Annotated in this window: 22 protein-coding genes and 1 pseudogene; 6 read left to right on the top strand and 17 right to left on the bottom strand. The window is 68.9% G+C overall.

Annotated features, from left to right (window positions below; translation table 11 throughout):
• Positions 1-88: 88 nt before the first annotated feature.
• Both ACIBI9_RS60425 and ACIBI9_RS60430 read right to left on the bottom strand, forming a co-directional pair.
• Positions 89-475, bottom strand: coding sequence for a site-specific integrase (locus ACIBI9_RS60425; protein WP_397236970.1), 387 nt, complete (start codon positions 473-475; stop codon positions 89-91).
• Between the two features lie 211 nt (positions 476-686).
• Positions 687-1118, bottom strand: a complete 432-nt coding sequence (locus ACIBI9_RS60430) for a GNAT family N-acetyltransferase (RefSeq protein ID WP_397236972.1) — start codon at positions 1116-1118, stop codon at positions 687-689.
• Between the two features lie 550 nt (positions 1119-1668).
• Here ACIBI9_RS60430 and ACIBI9_RS60435 point away from each other — a divergent pair.
• Positions 1669-2124: an ester cyclase gene (locus ACIBI9_RS60435; protein WP_397236974.1), complete on the top strand. Its 456-nt coding sequence runs from the start codon at positions 1669-1671 to the stop codon at positions 2122-2124.
• A 144-nt stretch (positions 2125-2268) separates the two neighbouring features.
• Positions 2269-3177: an aldo/keto reductase gene (locus ACIBI9_RS60440; RefSeq protein WP_397236976.1), complete on the top strand. Its 909-nt coding sequence runs from the start codon at positions 2269-2271 to the stop codon at positions 3175-3177.
• 91 nt (positions 3178-3268) lie between these two features.
• On the opposite strand, the gene ACIBI9_RS60445 is transcribed toward ACIBI9_RS60440, so the two are convergent.
• A complete protein-coding gene (locus ACIBI9_RS60445; RefSeq protein WP_397236978.1) occupies positions 3269-3703 on the bottom strand; it encodes an alpha/beta fold hydrolase in 435 nt (144 codons plus the stop codon).
• Between the two features lie 189 nt (positions 3704-3892).
• On the opposite strand from ACIBI9_RS60445, the gene ACIBI9_RS60450 reads away from it, so the two are divergent.
• A complete protein-coding gene (locus ACIBI9_RS60450; protein WP_397236980.1) occupies positions 3893-4141 on the top strand; it encodes a hypothetical protein in 249 nt (82 codons plus the stop codon).
• A 54-nt stretch (positions 4142-4195) separates the two neighbouring features.
• Here the strand turns inward: ACIBI9_RS60450 and ACIBI9_RS60455 are convergent, their stop codons facing one another.
• The 12 genes and pseudogenes from ACIBI9_RS60455 to ACIBI9_RS60510 all read right to left on the bottom strand — a co-directional run bounded on the left by ACIBI9_RS60455 (position 4196) and on the right by ACIBI9_RS60510 (position 14753).
• Positions 4196-4636: a recombinase family protein gene (locus tag ACIBI9_RS60455; RefSeq protein WP_397236982.1), complete on the bottom strand. Its 441-nt coding sequence runs from the start codon at positions 4634-4636 to the stop codon at positions 4196-4198.
• Positions 4637-4710: 74 nt separating this feature from the next.
• Positions 4711-5382, bottom strand: coding sequence for a DNA-3-methyladenine glycosylase I (locus tag ACIBI9_RS60460; protein WP_397236984.1), 672 nt, complete (start codon positions 5380-5382; stop codon positions 4711-4713).
• Positions 5375-6004, bottom strand: a complete 630-nt coding sequence (locus ACIBI9_RS60465) for an alpha-ketoglutarate-dependent dioxygenase AlkB family protein (RefSeq protein WP_397236986.1) — start codon at positions 6002-6004, stop codon at positions 5375-5377. The genes ACIBI9_RS60460 and ACIBI9_RS60465 overlap by 8 nt, the downstream gene beginning before the upstream one ends.
• Positions 6004-6531, bottom strand: a complete 528-nt coding sequence (locus ACIBI9_RS60470; protein WP_397236988.1) for a hypothetical protein — start codon at positions 6529-6531, stop codon at positions 6004-6006. Before ACIBI9_RS60470 ends, ACIBI9_RS60465 begins: the two co-directional genes overlap by 1 nt.
• Positions 6532-6856: 325 nt before the next feature.
• A complete protein-coding gene (locus ACIBI9_RS60475; RefSeq protein WP_397236990.1) occupies positions 6857-7588 on the bottom strand; it encodes a 2OG-Fe(II) oxygenase in 732 nt (243 codons plus the stop codon).
• A gap of 24 nt (positions 7589-7612) precedes the next feature.
• Positions 7613-8377: a 2OG-Fe(II) oxygenase gene (locus ACIBI9_RS60480; RefSeq protein ID WP_397236992.1), complete on the bottom strand. Its 765-nt coding sequence runs from the start codon at positions 8375-8377 to the stop codon at positions 7613-7615.
• A 209-nt stretch (positions 8378-8586) separates the two neighbouring features.
• A complete protein-coding gene (locus ACIBI9_RS60485; protein ID WP_397236994.1) occupies positions 8587-9081 on the bottom strand; it encodes a methylated-DNA--[protein]-cysteine S-methyltransferase in 495 nt (164 codons plus the stop codon).
• A gap of 41 nt (positions 9082-9122) precedes the next feature.
• Positions 9123-9623 carry a methylated-DNA--[protein]-cysteine S-methyltransferase gene (locus tag ACIBI9_RS60490; RefSeq protein ID WP_397236996.1) on the bottom strand — a complete coding sequence of 167 codons (501 nt, stop codon included), beginning with the start codon at positions 9621-9623 and terminating at the stop codon, positions 9123-9125.
• 84 nt (positions 9624-9707) lie between these two features.
• The gene (locus ACIBI9_RS60495) at positions 9708-11177 is read right to left on the bottom strand and encodes an AlkA N-terminal domain-containing protein (protein ID WP_397236998.1); all 1470 of its coding nucleotides are present in this window, start codon (positions 11175-11177) and stop codon (positions 9708-9710) included.
• Positions 11178-11586: 409 nt separating this feature from the next.
• The gene (locus tag ACIBI9_RS60500) at positions 11587-12561 is read right to left on the bottom strand and encodes a Tn3 family transposase (RefSeq protein WP_397237122.1); all 975 of its coding nucleotides are present in this window, start codon (positions 12559-12561) and stop codon (positions 11587-11589) included.
• Positions 12553-13552, bottom strand: a pseudogene (locus ACIBI9_RS60505) (ISL3 family transposase); the annotation flags it as partial. The pseudogene ACIBI9_RS60505 and the gene ACIBI9_RS60500, both read right to left, overlap by 9 nt.
• A gap of 226 nt (positions 13553-13778) precedes the next feature.
• Positions 13779-14753, bottom strand: a complete 975-nt coding sequence (locus ACIBI9_RS60510; protein WP_397237000.1) for a zinc-binding dehydrogenase — start codon at positions 14751-14753, stop codon at positions 13779-13781.
• A 98-nt stretch (positions 14754-14851) separates the two neighbouring features.
• Between ACIBI9_RS60510 and ACIBI9_RS60515 the strand changes: the two genes are divergently transcribed.
• Positions 14852-15487, top strand: coding sequence for a TetR/AcrR family transcriptional regulator (locus ACIBI9_RS60515; protein WP_397237002.1), 636 nt, complete (start codon positions 14852-14854; stop codon positions 15485-15487).
• A gap of 467 nt (positions 15488-15954) precedes the next feature.
• Here the strand turns inward: ACIBI9_RS60515 and ACIBI9_RS60520 are convergent, their stop codons facing one another.
• Complete coding sequence (locus ACIBI9_RS60520) at positions 15955-16218, bottom strand: hypothetical protein (protein ID WP_397237004.1); 264 nt, start codon at positions 16216-16218, stop codon at positions 15955-15957.
• Between the two features lie 256 nt (positions 16219-16474).
• Here ACIBI9_RS60520 and ACIBI9_RS60525 point away from each other — a divergent pair, with 256 nt between their 5' ends.
• Positions 16475-16666, top strand: a complete 192-nt coding sequence (locus ACIBI9_RS60525) for a hypothetical protein (protein WP_397237124.1) — start codon at positions 16475-16477, stop codon at positions 16664-16666.
• Here ACIBI9_RS60525 and ACIBI9_RS60530 read toward each other — a convergent pair.
• A complete protein-coding gene (locus tag ACIBI9_RS60530) occupies positions 16647-17015 on the bottom strand; it encodes a hypothetical protein (protein WP_397237006.1) in 369 nt (122 codons plus the stop codon). The two genes, ACIBI9_RS60525 and ACIBI9_RS60530, sit on opposite strands and share 20 nt — an antisense overlap.
• A 252-nt stretch (positions 17016-17267) precedes the next feature.
• Between ACIBI9_RS60530 and ACIBI9_RS60535 the strand changes: the two genes are divergently transcribed.
• Positions 17268-18371 carry a 4Fe-4S binding protein gene (locus tag ACIBI9_RS60535; RefSeq protein WP_397237008.1) on the top strand — a complete coding sequence of 368 codons (1104 nt, stop codon included), beginning with the start codon at positions 17268-17270 and terminating at the stop codon, positions 18369-18371.
• Positions 18372-18635 lie beyond the last annotated feature (264 nt).

An 18635-nucleotide genomic window follows, 5' to 3' on the forward strand; every position in this document is an offset into this window, starting at 1 on the left:
ACAGCGACGATTGACTCAATCACACTCAAGATCATGGACAACGGCCATGTCGCCGCACGTCATCTACGTGCTCAAACGGAGTGTCGTTCTACAGCCGGGCGGCGGGGATGGCGCGGTCGCCGCGGCGTGCGGTGATGCGCCGGGTCAGGCGGCGGGCGGGGTTGGTGGCCAGCAGGTCTTGGCGCTGGGCCCAGGTGGTGAAGGAAACCAGGGCGGACAGGTGCCGGTTCCCGGTGGCCGCGGCCGCGGTGTCCCAGGTAGCCATGACGGTGGCGTAGTGGTCGGGCTCGAGGTCGGCGACCGGGTGGTGCGGGCTGGCGACGGTGGTCAGGCGGGCCAGGGTACGGGCGTAGCTGGTGCGGGTGGTGGCGCTCTGCAGGGAGGCGAGGAAACGCTCGACGGCCTCGCCCACGGTGGAGCGGTCGCCGGAGGGTTCTTCGGGCCCGGGCGCGCTGGGGGAGGCGGCGGCTGGCATGACGAGTGACACATAACACTACCGAGTCGGACTCTTGGTGCGGAGTAATGAGCTGGGCAGATGCAGGCCAGCCGCGCTACGTGTGACAGGTAATGGAAATTCTGTGTCACACCGCCAGGCGGGTCCGTCGGCCGCTGGGCATGGCGCACGGCCCGCTGTCCTGTCTCACCTGACTCGAGGCAGTCTCATCGATCATGAGGCATCCCACCGATCAGTCGCGGAGTTCGCCTTCAAGGAGGCCCATAAGGATCATGTCGTGCCACTTTCCATCACGACGGAAGCACTCGCGGACGCGGCCCTCCTCGACGAAGCCCACCTTCTCGTAAACGCGGCGCGCGGCAGTGTTCTCTGCTGCGAAGTCCAGAGTGATCCGGTGCAGGCGCATTTCATTGAAGCCGTACCTGCACATCAGGCGCATCGCCTCAGTGGCGTAGCCACGACCCCAGACATCCTTTTCGCCAAGCTGGATATCCAGCTCAGCATTCCCGACCTCCGGCTTGGCGTCCCTGAGCCGGACGAACCCGACGGCACGCTGATCGTGGAGCGACTCGATGATGAACCGGCAGTTCTCGTAGCTGTTGCGCGGCGCCGCTGCCAGCCGCTCCTGCGCCTGCACGAACGACTCGGGATAGCCGCTGCTCATCCAGCGCATCACCTCGGGGTCGTGAGCAGCGCCATATGCTCTCGAAATCCGTGGGTTCGACGGCGCGTAGGCGGGCAAGCTTTCCAGTCAGCATCGCCGAGTTCTACCAGCGTGCAATCCGGACAATCAACTCGATTCACTCTTCCCTATGGGGATCAGTTCAGACGCAGGCGCTGAGGCATCCATGTAGAAGCCCCACATCGATAAGACAGTCCGCAGCATGGCCAGATACGACGGATCGACCACGCCGAGAGAGCGCGGAGATGCCTCATGATCGGTGAGACGCGCACCTTGTGGACCGTCTCATCGAACTTGAGGCACCGCAGGCCAGAGGCGCTCCATGCCTCAGATTGAACGAGACGGAACACCCGCACTCCCTGGGCCCCAACGCGACGTCCAATTTCCGCCAGCGTCCGGTTGGGCGATGCGGACATGGTGGTGGGAGGGACATGCGAGGGATGGCTGGTATGTGGCAAGGGGCCGCATGCCTTGCCCGGTGGCGTAATCGCCTGCCACCTCGCGAGCGACTCATACGGGGAGGAAGATTCTCATGTCGCAAGACGCCAGAGAGCAGCGGAACAAGGAAATCGTCACCCGCTGGTTCGAGGAGTATTGGGGTAAGGGCAACCCCGACATCGTCGACGAGCTCGGCTCCGACGATCTGCTGTTCCACTACCCCATGCACGGGGAGATGCATGGCCGTGAGGCCCCGAAGAAGATGATCGTCGAGTTCCGCGAGGCGTTCCCGGACCTCAGCTTCGACGTGGTCGGGGACCTGATCGCCGACGGCGAGTACGTGGTGGGCCGCTGGGAGGGCGGTGGCACGCACACCGGGCCCGCCTTCGCCGATCTGCCGGTCGGTTCCCTGCCGGCCGCGACCGGCCGCAAGATCCACTTCTCGGGAACGACCGTCTACCGCATCGAGAACGGCAAGGTCGCCGAAGAGGTCGGCCAGGAAGGCGCGTTGACCGCGCTGCAGCAGCTCGAACTGGTCCCCGCGCGGTAGCGCCGGTTCCAGTCCCACCGTGACGAGCCGGGGCCGCCCTTTGCCGAGGGCCGGCCCCGGTCGTCGTGGCGAATCTGGCTTGAGCCAGTCCGCGAGGTGTGTCGACCAACACGAGGTCGACCGAGAAGTCCAAGGAGGAGTGCGATGATGTCCGCCCATACCACGATCGCCCAGTCGGGCACGTTCTCCATCGGAGGTGATCTCCCCGTCCGCCGGCTGGGATATGGGGCGATGCGCTTGACCGGTCCCGGTGTCTGGGGGCCGCCGGCCGATCCAGATCGGGCTCGGGCCGTCCTTCGGCGTGCCGTCGAGCTCGGTGTCACCCTGATCGACACGGCCGATAGCTATGGCCCCAATCTCAACGAGGAACTGATCGCCGAGGCTCTGTACCCGTATCCGGAGGACCTGGTGATCGCCACCAAGGCCGGTTTCCTGCGGAGGGGGCCCAGCCAGTGGCATCACTTCGCCCGCCCGGACTACCTGCGTCAGCAGGCGGAGGCCTCGCTGCGGCGGCTGAAGGTCGATGTGATCGACCTGTGGCAGCTGCACCGCATTGACCCCGGCATCCCGGAAGAGGCGCAGTTCGAGACGTTGAAGGCCCTGCAGGAGGAGGGGAAGGTCCGCCATGTGGGCCTGTCGGAGATCGATGTCGACACCCTGGAGCGCGCTCGCAGCTTCGGCTTGGACGTCGCCACCGTGCAGAACCGCTACAACGTCGTCGTGCGCGACGCGGAAGCCCTCGTCGACCGCTGTGCCGAACTGGGGATCGGACTCATCCCGTGGTTTCCCATCGCGCAGGGCATTCTGGCCGAATCGGGCAACCCGTTCTCCGACAGCGCACGCGAGTTGGGGGTCAGCCCCGCGCAGTTGTCGCTGGCGTGGCTGCTGCGCCGTTCCCCGGTGATGCTGCCCATCCCGGGCACCAGCTCGGTGGAGCATCTGGAGCAGAACATCGAGGCCGCGGCGATCACCCTCGATGATGACCGCTTCGCCGCGATCGACGAACTCGGCAAGGAGCTGGCGCCCGGAATCGATGTACCCACGGGGGCCTGACCGCCGGCCGGACGGCATCGAGGTCTCGCGCCAGCCGCTGCGCCGTGTGACCACCCGCGGCTTTCCGGGGCGGCTGAAGGTCGGCTGTCGATCAGGCCGGGCCGGACCAGTGCTCGCGCAGCGCGGCGTTGAGTTCGCCGGCGCGTTCTTCCGGCAGGAGCAGGCGTGCCCCGTCAAGTTCGACGACCCGGCGCACGCCGGGGATGACCTTGGCCAGCCAGTGCGCCCAGCTGGCTGGGAAGAAGATGTCGCCGGTGCCCCAGACGACCAGGGTCGGCACCTGCAAGGCGCGCAGCTGCTCTGCGATGCGGACGGTTTGGGCGTGGTCGAAGGCCAGGATGAACCTGGCCAGGTTCGCCACCTGCTGTGGATTGGCGGTGTAGGGCTGGATGTAGGCGTTGACGGTGGCGTCGCTGACGGCGTGCGGGTTCTGGTAGGCGCCTTCGAAGCCGTCTGGGCCGCGGTAGACGTCGGGGTCGGCGGCCATCGCGGCGATCCGCTCGGGCAGCCCGCCGGCGGCCACCATGTCCAGGAAGCCCTGGAAACCTGCCGGGGCCAGTTGTCGTGCACGTCGCCGTTGGTCAGTGTCAGCGTGCGCAGCCGCTCCGGGTGCCGGACGGCGAAGATCTGCGCGATGCCGACGCCGCTGTCGTTGGCCACCAGGTCGACCTGGTCGAGGCCGAGCGCGTCCAGGAACTGGGCCAGCATGACGGGCTTGGGCTTCGAAGGAGACCGGCTGGCCGGGAGCGATCTGGGTGTGACCGTGACCCATCAGGTCGACGGCGACGCACCGCCGCAGGGTCGACAACTCGTCGAGCTGGTGGCGCCACAGGTGGCTGTTGACGATGACGCCGTGCACGAACAGGGCCACCGGCCCCTGCCCGGCCTCGGCATAGGCGATCCGCCCAGGCGGCGTCTCAACACTCTTGCTGACCATGCGTGTCTCCTCGATCTCCTTACGTAGTCGCCCGTGAGCGCCGTCTGATCTGTGTCGATCGGCGGGCGGGTCGGTGTGGATCTAGTCGGTGTGGGCCGAGCTGAAGGCAGCGCGGACGCGCATGTAGGTGGCGATGGTGTCGCGCTCGCGGCGGCGCTCGACGCCGGCCTGGAAGCGGGCGGCCAGGCGGAAGGTGTCGAAAACCGAGCGGCCGACCTCGTTGACCGGGTCGAAGACGACGCCGCCGATGTTGAGCCGGATCTCCCGGTCGATCAACATCGGGGTCAGGTCTTCCAGATCTTCCAGCGAGGTGGCCAGCCGGTCCAGCGCGGTGACCGTCAGCGTGTCTCCCGGCTCGCACCGCAGCACGGCGCCGATGAGCCCTTCGCGGGCGCTCGCGCACCGGTCCCAGAACATCTCCTCCGCGCGCACGCCGAGTTCGGCCAGGCCGGCGACCTGGCCGTGGAAGTCTCCGGGCTCGTCGTGGATGCGGGCATATCCGATACTGCGCTGCGATGTCATGCCGGTCGAACCTCCTGACCTGCTCTTCTTGCAAGTGTGCGGCTGCCGGCCTGGTGATGTCCGGCGGGAAACGGTCATGATGTTCGCCTTACCGGGCTGGTGGCCGGGTACCGGCCTGAGGAGCCGCGGCGGTGGCAGCCCAGCAGATGGGTGTCGACCATGCCGGTCGCCTCCATCAGCGCGTAGCAGCCGGTCGGGCCCACGAACCGGAACCCGTGCGCGGACAACTCGGCGGCCAGCGCCTGGGAGCCGGGTGTGCTGGTCGGCACCTCGTCGGCATACCGCGGCATCGGAGTCTGGTCTGGTTGGTGGGACCAGATCAGCGCGTCCAGCCCGCCGCGGGCGCGCAGCCGCAGGACGGCTTGGGCGTTGCCGATCGCGGCCTCGATTTTGCGCCGGTTGCGGATGATGCCCGGATCGGCCAGTAGCCGCTCGATGTCGTCGCCGGTGTAGGCGGCGACGATGTCGGGATCGAAGCCGTCGAAGGCGGCCCGGAAGGCGGGCCGTTTGGCCAGGACGGTCCGCCAGCTCAGCCCGGCTTGGAAGGCCTCCAGCGTGATCCGCTCATACAGCGCCCGCTCCCCGCGGACCGGCAACCCCCATTCGGTGTCGTGATAGTGGGTGGTGAGCGGGTGGGTGGTCGCCCACGGGCAGCGGGCCAGGCCGTCCTCGCCCCGGACCGCGGCAGCGAGTGTTCCAGCCGTCTTGGGCGCTGTCTCGGGCGTCTCGGGCGTCGTCTCAGTCAAGGCCGGTCACCCGCATGGTGATGTTCAAGCGGCCGGAGGGCAGGCCGGTGGCCGCATCGCCGGTGCCGGGGTAGACCTTCGGGACGCCGTGGTAGGCCAGGCGTGAGGGGCCGCCGAAGACGAACAGGTCACCGGAGGCCAGTTCGATGTCGGTGTAGGGCCTGGTACGGGTCTGCGTGTTGCCGAAGCGGAACAGGCAGGTGTCGCCGATGCTCAGCGACACGACCAGGGCGCCGGACTTCTCGTCCTTGTCCTGGTGCATGCCCAGGCGGGCGTCGCCGTCGTAGAAGTTGATCAAAGCGGTGTCCGGTGTGTAGTCGCCCGCCTGGCCGTAGGCGGCGTGCAGGGCGTCGCGGCCCAGCTCCACCATCCAGCAGGGGAAGTCGGCGACCCGGGCGCCGTTGACGTCGCCCGCGGTGCGCGTGTACGTGTACGGCTGCCAGTGCCAGCCGATGCACACCGTCTGCACCGACATCACTCCTCCTCGCGGCAGGACCGTGTGCCGGATCGGCACCGGCCCGGCCGCCCAGCCGCGGCACGCCTCGACCAGGTCGCGCTGCTGGGCCAGGCTCAGCCAGCCGGGGACGTGGACCGCGCCGGGCGCGATCTGTGTGGGCGCCATCACGTCTGCGGTCCGGCGTGGGTGATCGAGTGGCGGCCGATCTGCCAGGTGCCGCCGTCGGCCGCGGCGCCGCGCAGCCCGTCCAGGGTGCCGGGGCCGGCCAGCCGCACGATGTCGGTGCTGCCGATCGAGGCGAAGGCGAAGGTCCGCGCCGGGTCCCAGGAGGTGCTGTGGCGCAGCCGGCGGCTCATCTGCGCCCACCCCAGCGCGGCGCCGGCGACCACCCAGGCGTCCGGGTCGCCCGCGGCGAACCGTCGGGCCGGGCGCAGCCAGGACGCCGCGCTCTCCGGCCAGGCGACGACGGTCAGGACCTGGCCGCCGCGCGCCCGCCAGGCGCGGGCGAAGGCCTGGACGGCCGCGCTGGAGGCGGCGTCGCGACCGTGGCCGAGCGTGACCGTGTCGATCCGTGGCCGCTGCGCGGCGAGCAGATCGATCAGCGTGGCCAGTTCGGCGGCGGTGTGCCCGGCCGGCGCGGCAGCGGCGACCTGCGGGGCGCGGATCAGCGGCGAGCGTGATGGGGTTCGCATGCTTTGCCTCCCCCTTTCGGGTGCGGTGTCATGAGCTGTGTCGTTTGCTGTGTCATGTGCGGTGTCGTTCTTCCAGCGGGCGTACTCTTTCGGCAGGCACACCGCGCACGGCCGGTATCCGGCGGCGATCGCGGTGGCCTCGTCAGCGAAGAAGACCCGGTATCTGACGTAGCGCCGCGGGCGATGGCGCGCAGCGCCGACGGCCAGTCCAGCCGCCCGTACAGGCGTCCCCGCCGATGCCCGCCCAGAGCCCCTGGGGCACAGCTCTGGTAGGGCAGGCCGTCCGGGCCGGTCAGCGTGTACATCAGAGCGTGTCCTTCGCGGGTCAGGCGGCGTCGTGGAAGACCAGGCCCAGGGTGTGCCTGCGCCCGGAGCGGACCGCGCTGACGCCGTGCCGTACCGGCGAGGCCGACCAGCCCCGAGCCGAGCGGACGGGCCGATCCCGGGTGGTGAAGATCAGACCTCGGCCCTGCTCCAGCAGGGCGACCGTGCCCCTGGACTGGGCGCGAGGACGCTGTTCGATGAGCAGGAACTCGCCGCCGCGGTAGTCGCCGCCCGGCTCGTCCAGGCCGATCACGACCTGCAGCGGGAAGACCAGGTCCCCGTACAGGTCGCGGTGCAGGGCGTTCCAGTCACCGCTGCTGTAGCGCAGCAGGATCGGGGTCGGCTTGGTCTGCCCGGCCTCGTGGCACATCTGCAGCCACTCGGCCAGCGTGTCCGGCCACGGCGCGGGCCGGCCGAGCTTGGCGGCCCAGTCCCGGGCGATCGGCAGCAGGTGCGGGTAGAACGCCTCCCGCAACTGCTGCACGAGCTCGGGGAAGGGGCTGTCGAAGTAGCGGTACTGCCCGGACCCGAACCGGTAGCGGGCCATGTCGATGGTCAAGCGGAACAGCCCGGCTTCGTCGTACAGCTCGGCGATGCTCCGGCACTCGGCCGGGGTCAGGATCTGATGGGTCAGCGCGCAGCCGAACTCGTTCACCTCCTCGGCCAGCCCTGGCCAGTCGCCCTGCGCCACGCGTTCACGCGGCTTGCCGGACAGATGCGTCGCGGTGATCATGAGCGTTCTCCAAAGTCAGCAAGGTCAGCGAGCGTTGTGGAAGATGACGCCCAGCACGGTGCGGCTGCCGGACTCCACAGCGCCGGTGCCGTGCCGCATCGGGTGCCGGCGGTAGCCGTTCTTGCCCCGGATCGGGCGGTGCCGGACCGGGAAGATCATCCCTTGGCCGAGTTCCGGCTTGACGACGATCGCCTTGGACTGGAAGCGGGGGCGCTGCTCGACGAACACGTTCTCACCGCCGGTGAAGTCCACACCCGGCTGGTTGAGCATGATCGCGATCTGCAGGGGGAAGACGATGTCGCCGTAGATGTCCTGGTGCAGACAGGCGTAGTCGCCCGGGCCGTACTGCAGGATCAGCGGGGTGGGCCGCCGCTGACCGGCCGCGGCGCACTCGGCGACCAGGTCGGCGTGCGTGGCGGGGAAGGTGCGCTCGCCGAGCATCGGCGCCCACTGGTTGGCCATCCACGCCATCGGCGGATACAGGCGCTCGCGCAGCGCCTGCACCAGCGGGACCGTCGCCGGATCGGCGTAGTACTTGTAGGTGCCGCGGCCGAACTGGTAGCGCTGCATCACCACGGTCGAGCGGAACAGGCCCGGCTCATCGAAGGTCGCGATGAGCTCGCGGCATTGGTCTCGGGTCAGCAGCGGCGGCGTCAGCGCCACGCCGCCCTCGCTCAGCTGCCGGTACAGATTCGCCCAATCCAGGCCGGCCAGCGCGGGCAGTTCCTGGTCATGGGGGATGGTCGGCGCCGGCCTGTCGCAGGACGCGTCGAACAGCGTTGCCGTCATGGCGAAAGATTCCTTGCGTGAGAGTGGTGGTTCACCGAGCAGGTGCGGTGATGCCGGTTGCCGGCAGGCGAGGCCGCACGCACACAACCCGGCGATCCAGATCCGATGCGAGCTCAGGCACATCGTCGGGGGTGGGCTGGCCAAGCCGGGCCGAGCCGGGCGGCTCGTGCGGGGCCAGCCGGCTGGGGTGGTGACGGTGGGATCGTTCGTTACAGGAACAAGGGCTGGAGCGCACCCTCGTGTGCGAGCAGGAGGTGCTTGCGCTCCACGCCGCCCGCATAACCGGTCAGCGAGCCGTCCGCGCCGATGACGCGGTGACACGGCCGGATGACGAGCAGCGGGTTGGCGCCCACCGCGGCCGCGACCGCGCGGATGCGGTCACGAGGCGCGTCAACCTCCTCGGCAAGCTTGCCGTACGTGGTGGTGCTCCCATAGGGCACGGCGTCGATTGCCGCCCACACCCGCTCCTGGAACGGCGTGCCACCGCCGCTGATGGTCAGGTCGAAGGTGGTGCGCTCGCCTGCGAAGTACTCGCGCAGTTGCCGCTCCACCGCCGCGAACGCCTCCGGGACACGCCGCCAGCCGGCCTGCACATGGTCCTCGCCGACGCGCACCGCTGTGAGCACGAATCCGCTTGGACGCCGTTCGCCAACCAGCAGCAGGGCATCGATCGGGCTGTCGATCACGGTGTAAACGGTCATCATGGGATCTCCTCCCGGGGTCTGGGACCTCGTATAGGGGCCGCTCAGATGTGCTGCAGTGCGCCCTCGCGGGCCAGCAGGTGCTGCTTGCGCTCCACGCCGGCGGCATAGCCGGTCAGCGAGCCGTCCGCGCCGATCACGCGGTGGCAGGGTCGCAGGATGAGCAGCGGGTTGGCACCGATCGCCGCGGCTACCGCGCGCACCGCGCTGCGGGCCAGACCGGCCTTCTCGGCGAGCTGGCCATAGCTGACGGTGGTGCCGTAGGGGATGGTCTCCAGCGCGGCCCAGACCTGCTGCTGGAACGGGGTACCGCCACTGGCGTAGTCCACCTCGAACTCGTGCAGCTCACCGACGAAGTAGGCCGTCAACTGCCGGGCGACCTCGGTGAAGGCCGTGTCGTCGCGCCGCCAGCCCGGCTGGACCTGCAGGCGGTTCTTCTGCCCGGGAAAGGCCAGCGAGGTCAGCGTGATGCCCGTGGTGGACGCCTCGCCCACCAGCAGCAGCTCACCCAGCGGGCTGTCCATGGTCGTGTAAACGGTCATCATCTCGTTCCTTTCGGGTTCATCAGGTATAACGCGGTGAGCGCCGCCAACCCCGGCGGTATTCGGACATTGCGTTCAGGCAGGGCGTCAGGCCGCGGTGCTGGCCCACACGTGGCGCGCCCACGCGGGGTTCGCCCACACCTGGTGCATGGCATAGGAACGCCAGGGCCGCCACGCCTGGGGGTCCGGCGCGCCTGCCTGCTCCTGGAGCGCGTTCTGCAGGACCGCATCATCGGCCAGGAGCACATCCGGGTCGCCCAGCGCGCGCATGCGGACATATCCGGCGGCCCACGGCTCGATCCCCGGCAGCGCCAGCAGCGCTCGCTCCGCCTCGTCCCGGTCCGCGCCCGGATCGAGGACCACCTTGCCTTCGGCGAGTGCGGCGGCCAGGCCACGCAGGGTCTGCCGCCGCGTGGCGGGCATCGCGACCTCCGCCAAGGACGCCTGCGCCAGGACCTCCACTGCCGGGAACAGATGGGTCAGCCCGCCGCACGGCGCGGGCAGCGCCTCACCGTAGGCAGCGACCAGAGCGTTGCCCCGCTCGCGTCCGGCGGCCACCGTGTCCTGCTGGCCCAAGACAGCGCGAATGGCCAGCTCATGCGGATCGGCCGCGCCGGGAGCGCGCAAGCCGGGCCTGCGCGCGACGGCCGCGCCGAGCAGCGGGTCGCCCCCCAGCAGGTCGGCGATGGCGAACGGATCGGCGTCCAGATCGAACAGCCGGCGCATCCGCTGCGTGGCGGTGGTCAGATCCCGCAGATCCGACAGGTGCAGGCGGCACTCCAGCCAGCTGCCGCCCGTCCGCTCGGCCACCTCGGCGACGCCGGTACCGGACGGCAACCGCAACGTCCGCCGATACACCCGATCCCCGCGCTCGCCGAGCACCTCCTCGACGCCCGCGATCGCCCGCCGCTCCAGATAGTCGAAGATCTCGGCGCTCGCGTACGGGCCGCGGTAGGCCAGACGCAACCCAACCCCCGCCGCGCCCCGGCGAACCTGCCCGCCGGGCATCGCCTCACGCAACTCCAGCGGCGAGACCGCGTAGATCTCCCTGATGGTCTCGTTGAACTGACGGACGCTGTTGAACCCCGCCGCGAACGCGATCTCAGCCGCCTGCAGCGACGTGGTCTGCAACAACACCCGCGCCACCTGCGCACGCTGCGCCCGGGCCAACGCGATCGGACCCGCGCCCAACTCCCCGGTCAGCAGGCGCTGCAACTGCCGGGCGCTGTAACCCAGCCGGCCCGCCAGCCCGCCCACTCCCTCACGATCCACCACACCGTCAGCGATCAACCGCATCGCCCGCCCGACCGTGTCCGCACGCGCGTTCCACACCGCCGACCCCGGCACGGCATCCGGCCGGCACCGCTTACACGCCCGAAAACCCGACCGCTGAGCCGCCGCCGACGTCGGAAAGAACCGCACATTCTTGCGCTTGGCCGTCGTCGCGGGACAACTCGGCCGACAGTAGATGCCCGTGGTCGCGACTGCGAAGAAGAACTCACCATCAAAGCGGGCATCGCGGCTGCACACCGCCTCATACTTACTAACGTCATCCACAATTCCACGCTATGCCTGATCAGCGCGTTGGACTGGCGGAATTCAGACATCGCGGTCCGCAGTGTGCCGGTCGGCTACCACCCCCTGGAGTGGGCCGTCTTGGACCGGCACGTCCCCAACGCCCCGACGGAACCATCCGCGACGCGCTGTCGTGATCACGGGCTCCTGTAGAGCAAGGTCGTGCGCCCCGTGGCGGTCTTGGTTCCCGTGTCGCCACTGACTGCGGCGCCAACCGTTTCGTTCCCCAGCAAGCTCTCCGAGACTGCGGCACCGACGAAGACGGCGTCGGCCGGGGACAAGAACGAGGCCTGTGACGACCAGGCCCGCTGACCACGAAGACGACCGCTGACCTCGACACTCGCGCGTGTAGAACCCCAGCCGATGTGGTCAGGAGGAGACGTTCTCCCGATCACGTCACCGCAACGTCCGCAACGTCCGTGACGGCCGGCCGCAGCGGCCGCCAGCCGCCGCCGTCCAGCTTGGCCAGCTCCGCCTCGACGTCCACGGTGATCACACCGAAGAAGTTGACGTTCTCGCTGTGCGCCGGGGAGATGTGGGCCAGGAGTTCGTCGGGAACGTCCCGGCCCGCTGCCCGCAACTGGCGCACGGCCAGGGAGTAGAACTCGGTCGTCCACGCGATGACGGAGTTGGTCAAAACGGTCAAACACCATGCCTGGTCCGTCTGGTCAGCCAAGGCCGGCTTGGTGACGGCGCCCTGCTGCGCGTAGTGCAGGTCTCGGTGCAGCGCGTGCAGGCTCTCGCCTTTGTTCAGCTGGCGGGCGATCTTGCGGCGGTAGGCCGGGTCCGACAGATACTTCGCCGCATGCAGCGTTCGGCGCAGCATGCCCCACTCCTTCAACGCCACGGCCAGGGTGTTCTGCCGGGAGGCGGCCGACCATTTGCCCACCACCAGCGAGGCGGTGGCCTGGCCGTATTTCAGCGACCCGGCCATGCGTAGCAGGTCGGCCCAGCACTCGGTGATGAGGTCTTCATTCCAGCGGGCGCTCAACAGGGGGCCGGCGTGCGGGTAGCGCTTGACCGTTTCGGTGGGAGTGTGATCCCGGATCATGGTGATCTTGCCCAGGTCGCGGATGCGCGGGGGGAGTAGCTTGCCCACCAGGTCGAACAGGGCAAAGTTGATCAAGGTGACGCCGTGGGTATCGGTCGCGTGTTCGAACAGGGGTAGGTCGGTGGCGTTGCCCAAGAAGTCGTCCAGCACGAAGTGCGCCTCGCGGGCGTTCGGCACGATGATTTTCGTGCCGAACGTGGAATGCTGATCGGACACGTGCGTGTAGCTGGACAGCACCTGCCCGCCGTGGATGGTCATGTCCCGGACGGTCGTGCTCTTGCCGCGGACCGGGAAACGCTGGCCGTCCGCGATCATCCGCTGGTAGATGCCCCCAGGTGGCCTCGACCTCGACGTGGACGTCGTCGGCGAACAGCGCGTGCAGCCTGTCGGTCTGATTGTCGGTGAGCAGCCCGGCTCCGGTGTGAAGGGTCCGGCGGGCCTTGTAGAGGGGGTCGTTCTTGTGTCCGCGACGGCTGTGGACGGCTTGCTGGACCCGGCGACGGCACCGGTCCAGTGCGTCGCCGGCCAGCCGCACCACGTGGAAGGGATCCATCACCGTCACGGCGTCGGGCAGCTCCTCGGCAGCCGCGGTCTTGAACCCGGTGAACCCGTCCATCGCGACGACCTCCACCTTCTCCCGCCACGCGTCGTCACGGTCGGCGAGCCAGGTCTTGAAGACCTGCTTGGAGCGCCCTTCGACCATGTCCAGCAGCCGCGCGGGACCGGTTCCGTCGCGGATGCCGGTCAGATCGTTGATCACGGTGACGTACTTGTCACCCTTGCGGGTGTGGCGCCACACATGCTCGTCGACCCCGACCGCGGTGACGGCGTCGAACCGCTTGTCGTCATCGATCAAGACTCGCTTGCCCTCGGCCAAGACCGCGTCGTTGGCGGTGTTCCAGGCGACCCCGAGGCCCTCGGCAACCCGGGCGACGGTCAGGTGCTGAACGACGATCGCCTCCAAGGCCCACCGCAGGCCCCGGCGCGACAACTTCGCACGAGGCTCGGCGAGGCTGCTGGTGTCCTGGCGCCACACGTGCCCACATCCGGTGCACCGGTAGCGGCGGATCGTGACCAGCAGCGTCGTCGGCCGCCAGCCGAGCGGCTCATGCGCCAAACGGCGAGTGACCGTGTCGCGCGGTACGCCCTCGCAGCCGCAGCGGCGGCACCACTGATCGGCCCCGACGACCCGGCAGGCGAGAACAGCACGATCGGGTTCAACTCGCTGCCCGGTGACTTCCAGACGGAGCTCGTCGAGCCGGGCGAACTTCGTCAGGTCGGGACAGGCGAAGGTAGCGTCAGACAAGTCGAGGTCTTCTGGATGTGCGGCCTAAGCGGCGCGTGGCTGGCGGCATCGAGGAGCCCGATCACGATCTCGACAGCGGTAGCCGACCGCGTGTCCTGCCCAGCCGCTACACGCTCCAGGAGCTCGCGCGCATGTGCCCGGTAGACAACTTCGGTGCTCACACAGCGCCCGGCGGCACCGCTGTGTCGATCGGCTGTGCACCAGACTGAGACCGGGCGGCAGTAGGTCACGGTGTCAGGACGACACGCCCGAAGACCTCGCCAGCATCCATCCGCCGGTGGGCGTCTGCTGCGGCTTCGAGCGGGAGGACGGCGTGGACGACGGCGCTGAGGTCGCCCCGCGCCGCGGTTTCGAACTGGTCGGCGCGTACCCGGGCCAGGTCAGCTCGCGGCACCGTGTCCAGACTGAAGGTCGCGACCGACACCGACTGCCGGAACCGGCTCAGCAGCGCCGATCCAAAGTCCGCCGGGGGAGGCCCGGCGACGAGGCCGACCAGCACTAGTCGACCATTGGGTGCGAGCCGCGCGAGGAACGAGGGCAGCGCTGGCCCGGCGACGATGTCGACGATCACATCGAAGCTGGCTGGCTCGAGACCGCGCGTACTGTTCCCATCACGGTCGAGCACGTGTGTCGCGCCGTACTCCATCAGCCGCTCGCCCCGCTCGGCTGACGACGTAGTCACCGCGACTGCCCGTGCGCCGGCTCGGGCTGCGATCTCGACGGCTGCGATGCCGATGCTGCCGGCCGCGCCACGTACCAGCACGGTCTCGTCCTTGGCGAAGTGCGCCTGCTGCAGGGCGAAGTGCGCCACCGGGGCCGCGCTGCCGAGTGTCACCGCGTCGACGGGCGTCAGGTCGGCGGGAAGGGGCGTGACGTTCTCGATCCGCGCGACCGCGTGCTCGGCGTAGCCGCCAGAGACGCCGGTGAACGCCCAGACGCGTCGGTTGAGCCACGACGCCTCGACGCCCGCTCCCACGCCCGTGATCGTCCCAGCCACCTCGCTTCCCGGCACCAGACCGTCGCGAGACATGGCCGGGCCGAGCGCGCCCAGCGTGCCGCGCCGGATCACCGCGTCGACTCCGCCGACCCCGATCGCCGCGGTTTGGATGACGACCTCGCCTGCGCTTGGGCTGGGGACCGGGACATCGACGACCTCCATGCCGTCCGGGCTGCCGAAGGTACGGATTGAGACTGCTCGCATGCATCGCTCCTGGCTGGTTCGAGCCGGTTGGCTCCCGTACGATCGAACGTAACGGACGCGTGCGTCCACTTGCTGTTGTGAGAGAGATTGCCTGAAAGATGACTCACCTGCTGCGTGTCGACGCGAGGGAAAATCGCGACCGTGTCCTCGCCGCGGCCCGGGAGCTGTTCGCGGAGTCCGGGCTGGAGGTGACGATGCGACAGATCGCCCGGCGTGCGGACGTCGGGCCCGCGACCCTGTACCGCCGGTTCCCGACGAAGCAGGACCTGGTGCTCGAGGCGTTCGAGGACGAGCTCGCTGAGTGCAGCTCAATCGTCTACGACGGCACCGCCGACCCGGATCCGTGGCGCGGGTTCTGCGACGTCGTCGAGCGCACCCTGCTCCTCAACGCGCGCAACCAGGGCTTCACGGACGCGTTCATGTCGGCGCACCCCGACGTCGTCGACTTCGCGGCACACCGCGAGGAGCTGGGCCGTGTCGTCTCGACCATCATCCACCGCGCGCAGGCTGCAGGTCGGCTACGTCCGGACTTCGTGGTCGATGACTTCGCCGTCATCCTCCTCGCCGGCCGCGGACTCACCGCCGCACCCGCCTCTACGCGCGACGCAGCAGTACGCCGTTTCGCGGCTTTCATAATCGACGGCCTCCGCGTCGCCGACACCGAGGCCGGCACCCGGGCCAGTAGCGCCGCGGGAGAAGGAAGCTCCAGACCGCGGCCACACCCTCGATCGTGAAGAGCCGGTTATGCCACCCGGATGTCAGTTGAGTTCGCCGCGAAGGCGTCAGTAAGCCGGAGGGCATCCCGTCACGGCCTGATCACTGGATGGACAGATCATTCCTGGGCTGCTTGGGTGAATGCGGAACATCCTGTGAGAACAAAACCCAGAGCCGAGCGCTGACGACGGCTGGCCTCCAAGCCAAAGGAGACACATGTCCTCGGGCCTCACCGGTGCGGAGTTCAAGAATCTGGTCCGCTCTATCCACGCCCACGGCAAGCTTCACATAGCCGAGGTCGCTGCGGGGCGCACGCCGCCGGCCAGGCACGTCCTCCCGAGTCACATCTCGACAGCCAAGGTGACCGATCTCCCCGCCGAGGTCCGGGAAGCCATCGATACTGGTGGATCGTCGAGAGGTGTCCATCAGCCGCGTGAAAAGACCCCGCCGGACGTGCCGGGCGGGGTCTTGGTGTGCCGTGATGCCCTCAGCCTCGGGCCAGGAGACCTAGGGTTTCGGGCGTTTCCCAGGCGGTCAGATGCCGGTCGGGGTCGGTTTCCTGGTGCGCGAACTGGTTGATCAGGTCGGCGAGGGCTTGCCGGTCCTGCTCGGATAGATCCTGCAGGAGGACGGCCACCGGCTCCATCACCTCCATCGTGGCCTCGGGCGTGATGGCGTCGTCGTCGCTGAGATCCAGCCTGATGACGACCTCGTTGAGGGCTTTGGCGAGGGTGCGTTCGAGCGGGGTCATGGCCTGCCAGTAGGAGTGGAACTGCGAACCGGGTTTAGTGTCACATCTGTTGACAGTGCTCCATGATGGACGCCGACACCCTCGCTGGGCTTATGGCGTGGCAAGGGAAAGCTGATGTGCGAGGAGCCCTCCATGGCGGTACCGACGTTGCCCCCTGAGCAGCGGGCTGTGGCCGTGGCTAAGGCCGCTGAGGCGCGGAAGGCGCGTAGCGAGCTGTTGGCTGGGGTCCGGGGCCGGGACGGTCACGGTGGCGCAAGTGTTCGCCAGGGCGGAGGAAGAGACCGTTGTCAAGAAGACGAGGGTCGTTCAGGTGCTGCGAGCGGTGCCTGGTTATGGGCCAGCGAAGGTCGCCGCGTTGATGGCGACGTGCGGGGTCGAGGTGGAGCGACGCGTCGGCGGACTTGAGGAGGCGCAGCGCGAGCGGCTGCTCATAGCGTTTGCGGGGTAGTTCCTGATACTCCGCCCGGGTCGGCCCGATGGGCAGGATGCAGGACCTGGTCCTGCAGACGCTGTCGAAGCTCGGCTTGCTCGGGTGTGAGCGGATCGTCCGGGCGTCGAATGGGGGTTTGGCGGGGGCGGGGGCTGTCGTCTGCGTCGTGGAGGCCGGCGAAGTCGGCGTGCGCCTGGGCGACGGCCTCGGGGTAGGCATTCTGCTTCTCGTGCTCGGCGAGTGCGCGGTAGATGCTCGCGACGCTGGGGGCCTGGCCCTTGCGCTTGCCGGTGGGGATGATCAGGTCGAGCTGGATCTGCTCGACAGACTCGCCGTTCGCGCGGCGCCGGAGCACGGTGTGCAGCATGTCGTCGGTGATGACGGGTGGCCGGCCGCCATGCTTGCCTTTGCGGGCTGCTGCGTCGAGTCCTTCGAGGGTCGACTCCCGCCTGCCGGGGAGCCGAACGCCGGGCGGCCCGTCCCGGCCGTCGCCGCGTGGGCCGGGCTGCCCATCCCTTGGGCTTGCATGTCGAAACCGATCGGTTTACGGTGGTGGAAACTGGTCGGTTTCTCGCCGTGGAGGTGAATCCGACAACGAGACCCACTTAGGGGGAATCCGATGACCACCGCGCGCGACGCCGAGCGGCAACCGCCGGATCCGAAGCTGCCAGCGAAGCTGGCTGCGCACCCGTCGGTGCAGGCCGTACTCGCCCGGCGCAGGGCCGGTGACGTCGCGAGCGCGCCAGCGGTGATCGACGCGGCCTGGCTACGCGAGCTATGCCTGGCGGCCGGTGCGGACGACGCGGCCGCGGTCCGCCTGGACCACCCCGGCCTGGCCGGCGAGCGTGAGCACGCGCTGGCCGCGTTGCCCGGCACCCGCACCCTGATCGCGATGGTGTTCCGCATGAACCGCGACAACTGCCGCTCCCCGGCCCGCAGCGTGGCCAACCAGGAGTTCCACCAGACCGACGAGCAGGCCAACCACGCCGCCCGCAGCGTCACCCGGGCACTGCAGGACGCCGGCTATCGCGCGCTCAATCCGTCGGTCGGCTTCCCTCAGGAGATGGACCGCTACCCCAGTGAGCGGATCTGGGTGGTGGCGCACAAGACGGTCGCGGTGGCCGCGGGGCTCGGCGTGATGGGCCTGCACCGCAACGTCATCCACCCGAAGTTCGGCAACTTCGTGCTGCTGGCCACCGTCCTGGTGGACGCCCCGGTGAGCGAGTACGGGCAGGCGCTGGACTACAACCCGTGCATCGACTGCAAGTTGTGCGTCGCCGCCTGCCCGGTCGGCGCCATCAGCAAGGACGGAGACTTCGACTTCTTCGCCTGCACCACGCATAACTACCGTGAGTTCATGAGCGGGTTCACCGACTGGGCGCAGACCGTGGCCGACAGCCAGGACGCCGCCGACTACCGCTCTCGGATCACCGATTCCGAGAGTGCCTCGATGTGGCAGAGCCTGACCTCTCCCCCCGGCTACAAGTCCGGCTACTGCATGGCTGTCTGCCCCGGCGGCGAGGACGTCCTGGGCCCGTACCTGGAGGATCGCAAGGCCTTCATGGACACCGTGCTGCGGCCGCTCCAGGACAAGGAGGAGACCCTCTACGTGCTGCCGGGCTCACACGCGCAGGAATACGCCCAGCGCCGCTTCCCCCACAAGCCCGTCAAAGAAGTCACCGGCGGCTGGCAGCCCCCGGCCAAAGGTCCCGCAGCCTCCTAACTCGATGCACTCTCGCCCGCGCCCGTACTCGGTCGCGAGCGCCCGCGCTATTGTCGGCGAACACGGAGCTTGCTCGTACTGCATGAGGTGTTCTTCGGTGTACGACGCTTCCAAGGGCTCTGTGCTCGCGCTCGCGAAGCACTCCTCACGTCAGCCGGCCTGGTACCCGACTTATCCGATGGTGCTACGAGCCATGGAGCTGCGAGCGGTCGCCGGGGGGCTCTCACCGGGTCAGGAGCTTCACCGTGCTGCGGCGGCCGTGTG

The organism is Nonomuraea sp. NPDC050451 (genome assembly GCF_044458585.1).

Coding starts and splice junctions, on each gene's coding strand:
- ACIBI9_RS60425 (WP_397236970.1), bottom strand. CDS start 475: ATGCCAGCCGCCGCCTCCCCCAGCGCGCCCGGGCCCGAAGAACCCTCC.
- ACIBI9_RS60430 (WP_397236972.1), bottom strand. CDS start 1,118: ATGAGCAGCGGCTATCCCGAGTCGTTCGTGCAGGCGCAGGAGCGGCTG.
- ACIBI9_RS60435 (WP_397236974.1), top strand. CDS start 1,669: ATGTCGCAAGACGCCAGAGAGCAGCGGAACAAGGAAATCGTCACCCGC.
- ACIBI9_RS60440 (WP_397236976.1), top strand. CDS start 2,269: ATGATGTCCGCCCATACCACGATCGCCCAGTCGGGCACGTTCTCCATC.
- ACIBI9_RS60445 (WP_397236978.1), bottom strand. CDS start 3,703: ATGGTGGCCGCCGGCGGGCTGCCCGAGCGGATCGCCGCGATGGCCGCC.
- ACIBI9_RS60455 (WP_397236982.1), bottom strand. CDS start 4,636: ATGACATCGCAGCGCAGTATCGGATATGCCCGCATCCACGACGAGCCC.
- ACIBI9_RS60465 (WP_397236986.1), bottom strand. CDS start 6,004: ATGGCGCCCACACAGATCGCGCCCGGCGCGGTCCACGTCCCCGGCTGG.
- ACIBI9_RS60470 (WP_397236988.1), bottom strand. CDS start 6,531: ATGCGAACCCCATCACGCTCGCCGCTGATCCGCGCCCCGCAGGTCGCC.
- ACIBI9_RS60475 (WP_397236990.1), bottom strand. CDS start 7,588: ATGATCACCGCGACGCATCTGTCCGGCAAGCCGCGTGAACGCGTGGCG.
- ACIBI9_RS60480 (WP_397236992.1), bottom strand. CDS start 8,377: ATGACGGCAACGCTGTTCGACGCGTCCTGCGACAGGCCGGCGCCGACC.
- ACIBI9_RS60485 (WP_397236994.1), bottom strand. CDS start 9,081: ATGATGACCGTTTACACCGTGATCGACAGCCCGATCGATGCCCTGCTG.
- ACIBI9_RS60490 (WP_397236996.1), bottom strand. CDS start 9,623: ATGATGACCGTTTACACGACCATGGACAGCCCGCTGGGTGAGCTGCTG.
- ACIBI9_RS60500 (WP_397237122.1), bottom strand. CDS start 12,561: ATGATCGCGGACGGCCAGCGTTTCCCGGTCCGCGGCAAGAGCACGACC.
- ACIBI9_RS60510 (WP_397237000.1), bottom strand. CDS start 14,753: ATGCGAGCAGTCTCAATCCGTACCTTCGGCAGCCCGGACGGCATGGAG.
- ACIBI9_RS60515 (WP_397237002.1), top strand. CDS start 14,852: ATGACTCACCTGCTGCGTGTCGACGCGAGGGAAAATCGCGACCGTGTC.
- ACIBI9_RS60520 (WP_397237004.1), bottom strand. CDS start 16,218: ATGACCCCGCTCGAACGCACCCTCGCCAAAGCCCTCAACGAGGTCGTC.
- ACIBI9_RS60530 (WP_397237006.1), bottom strand. CDS start 17,015: ATGCTGCACACCGTGCTCCGGCGCCGCGCGAACGGCGAGTCTGTCGAG.
- ACIBI9_RS60535 (WP_397237008.1), top strand. CDS start 17,268: ATGACCACCGCGCGCGACGCCGAGCGGCAACCGCCGGATCCGAAGCTG.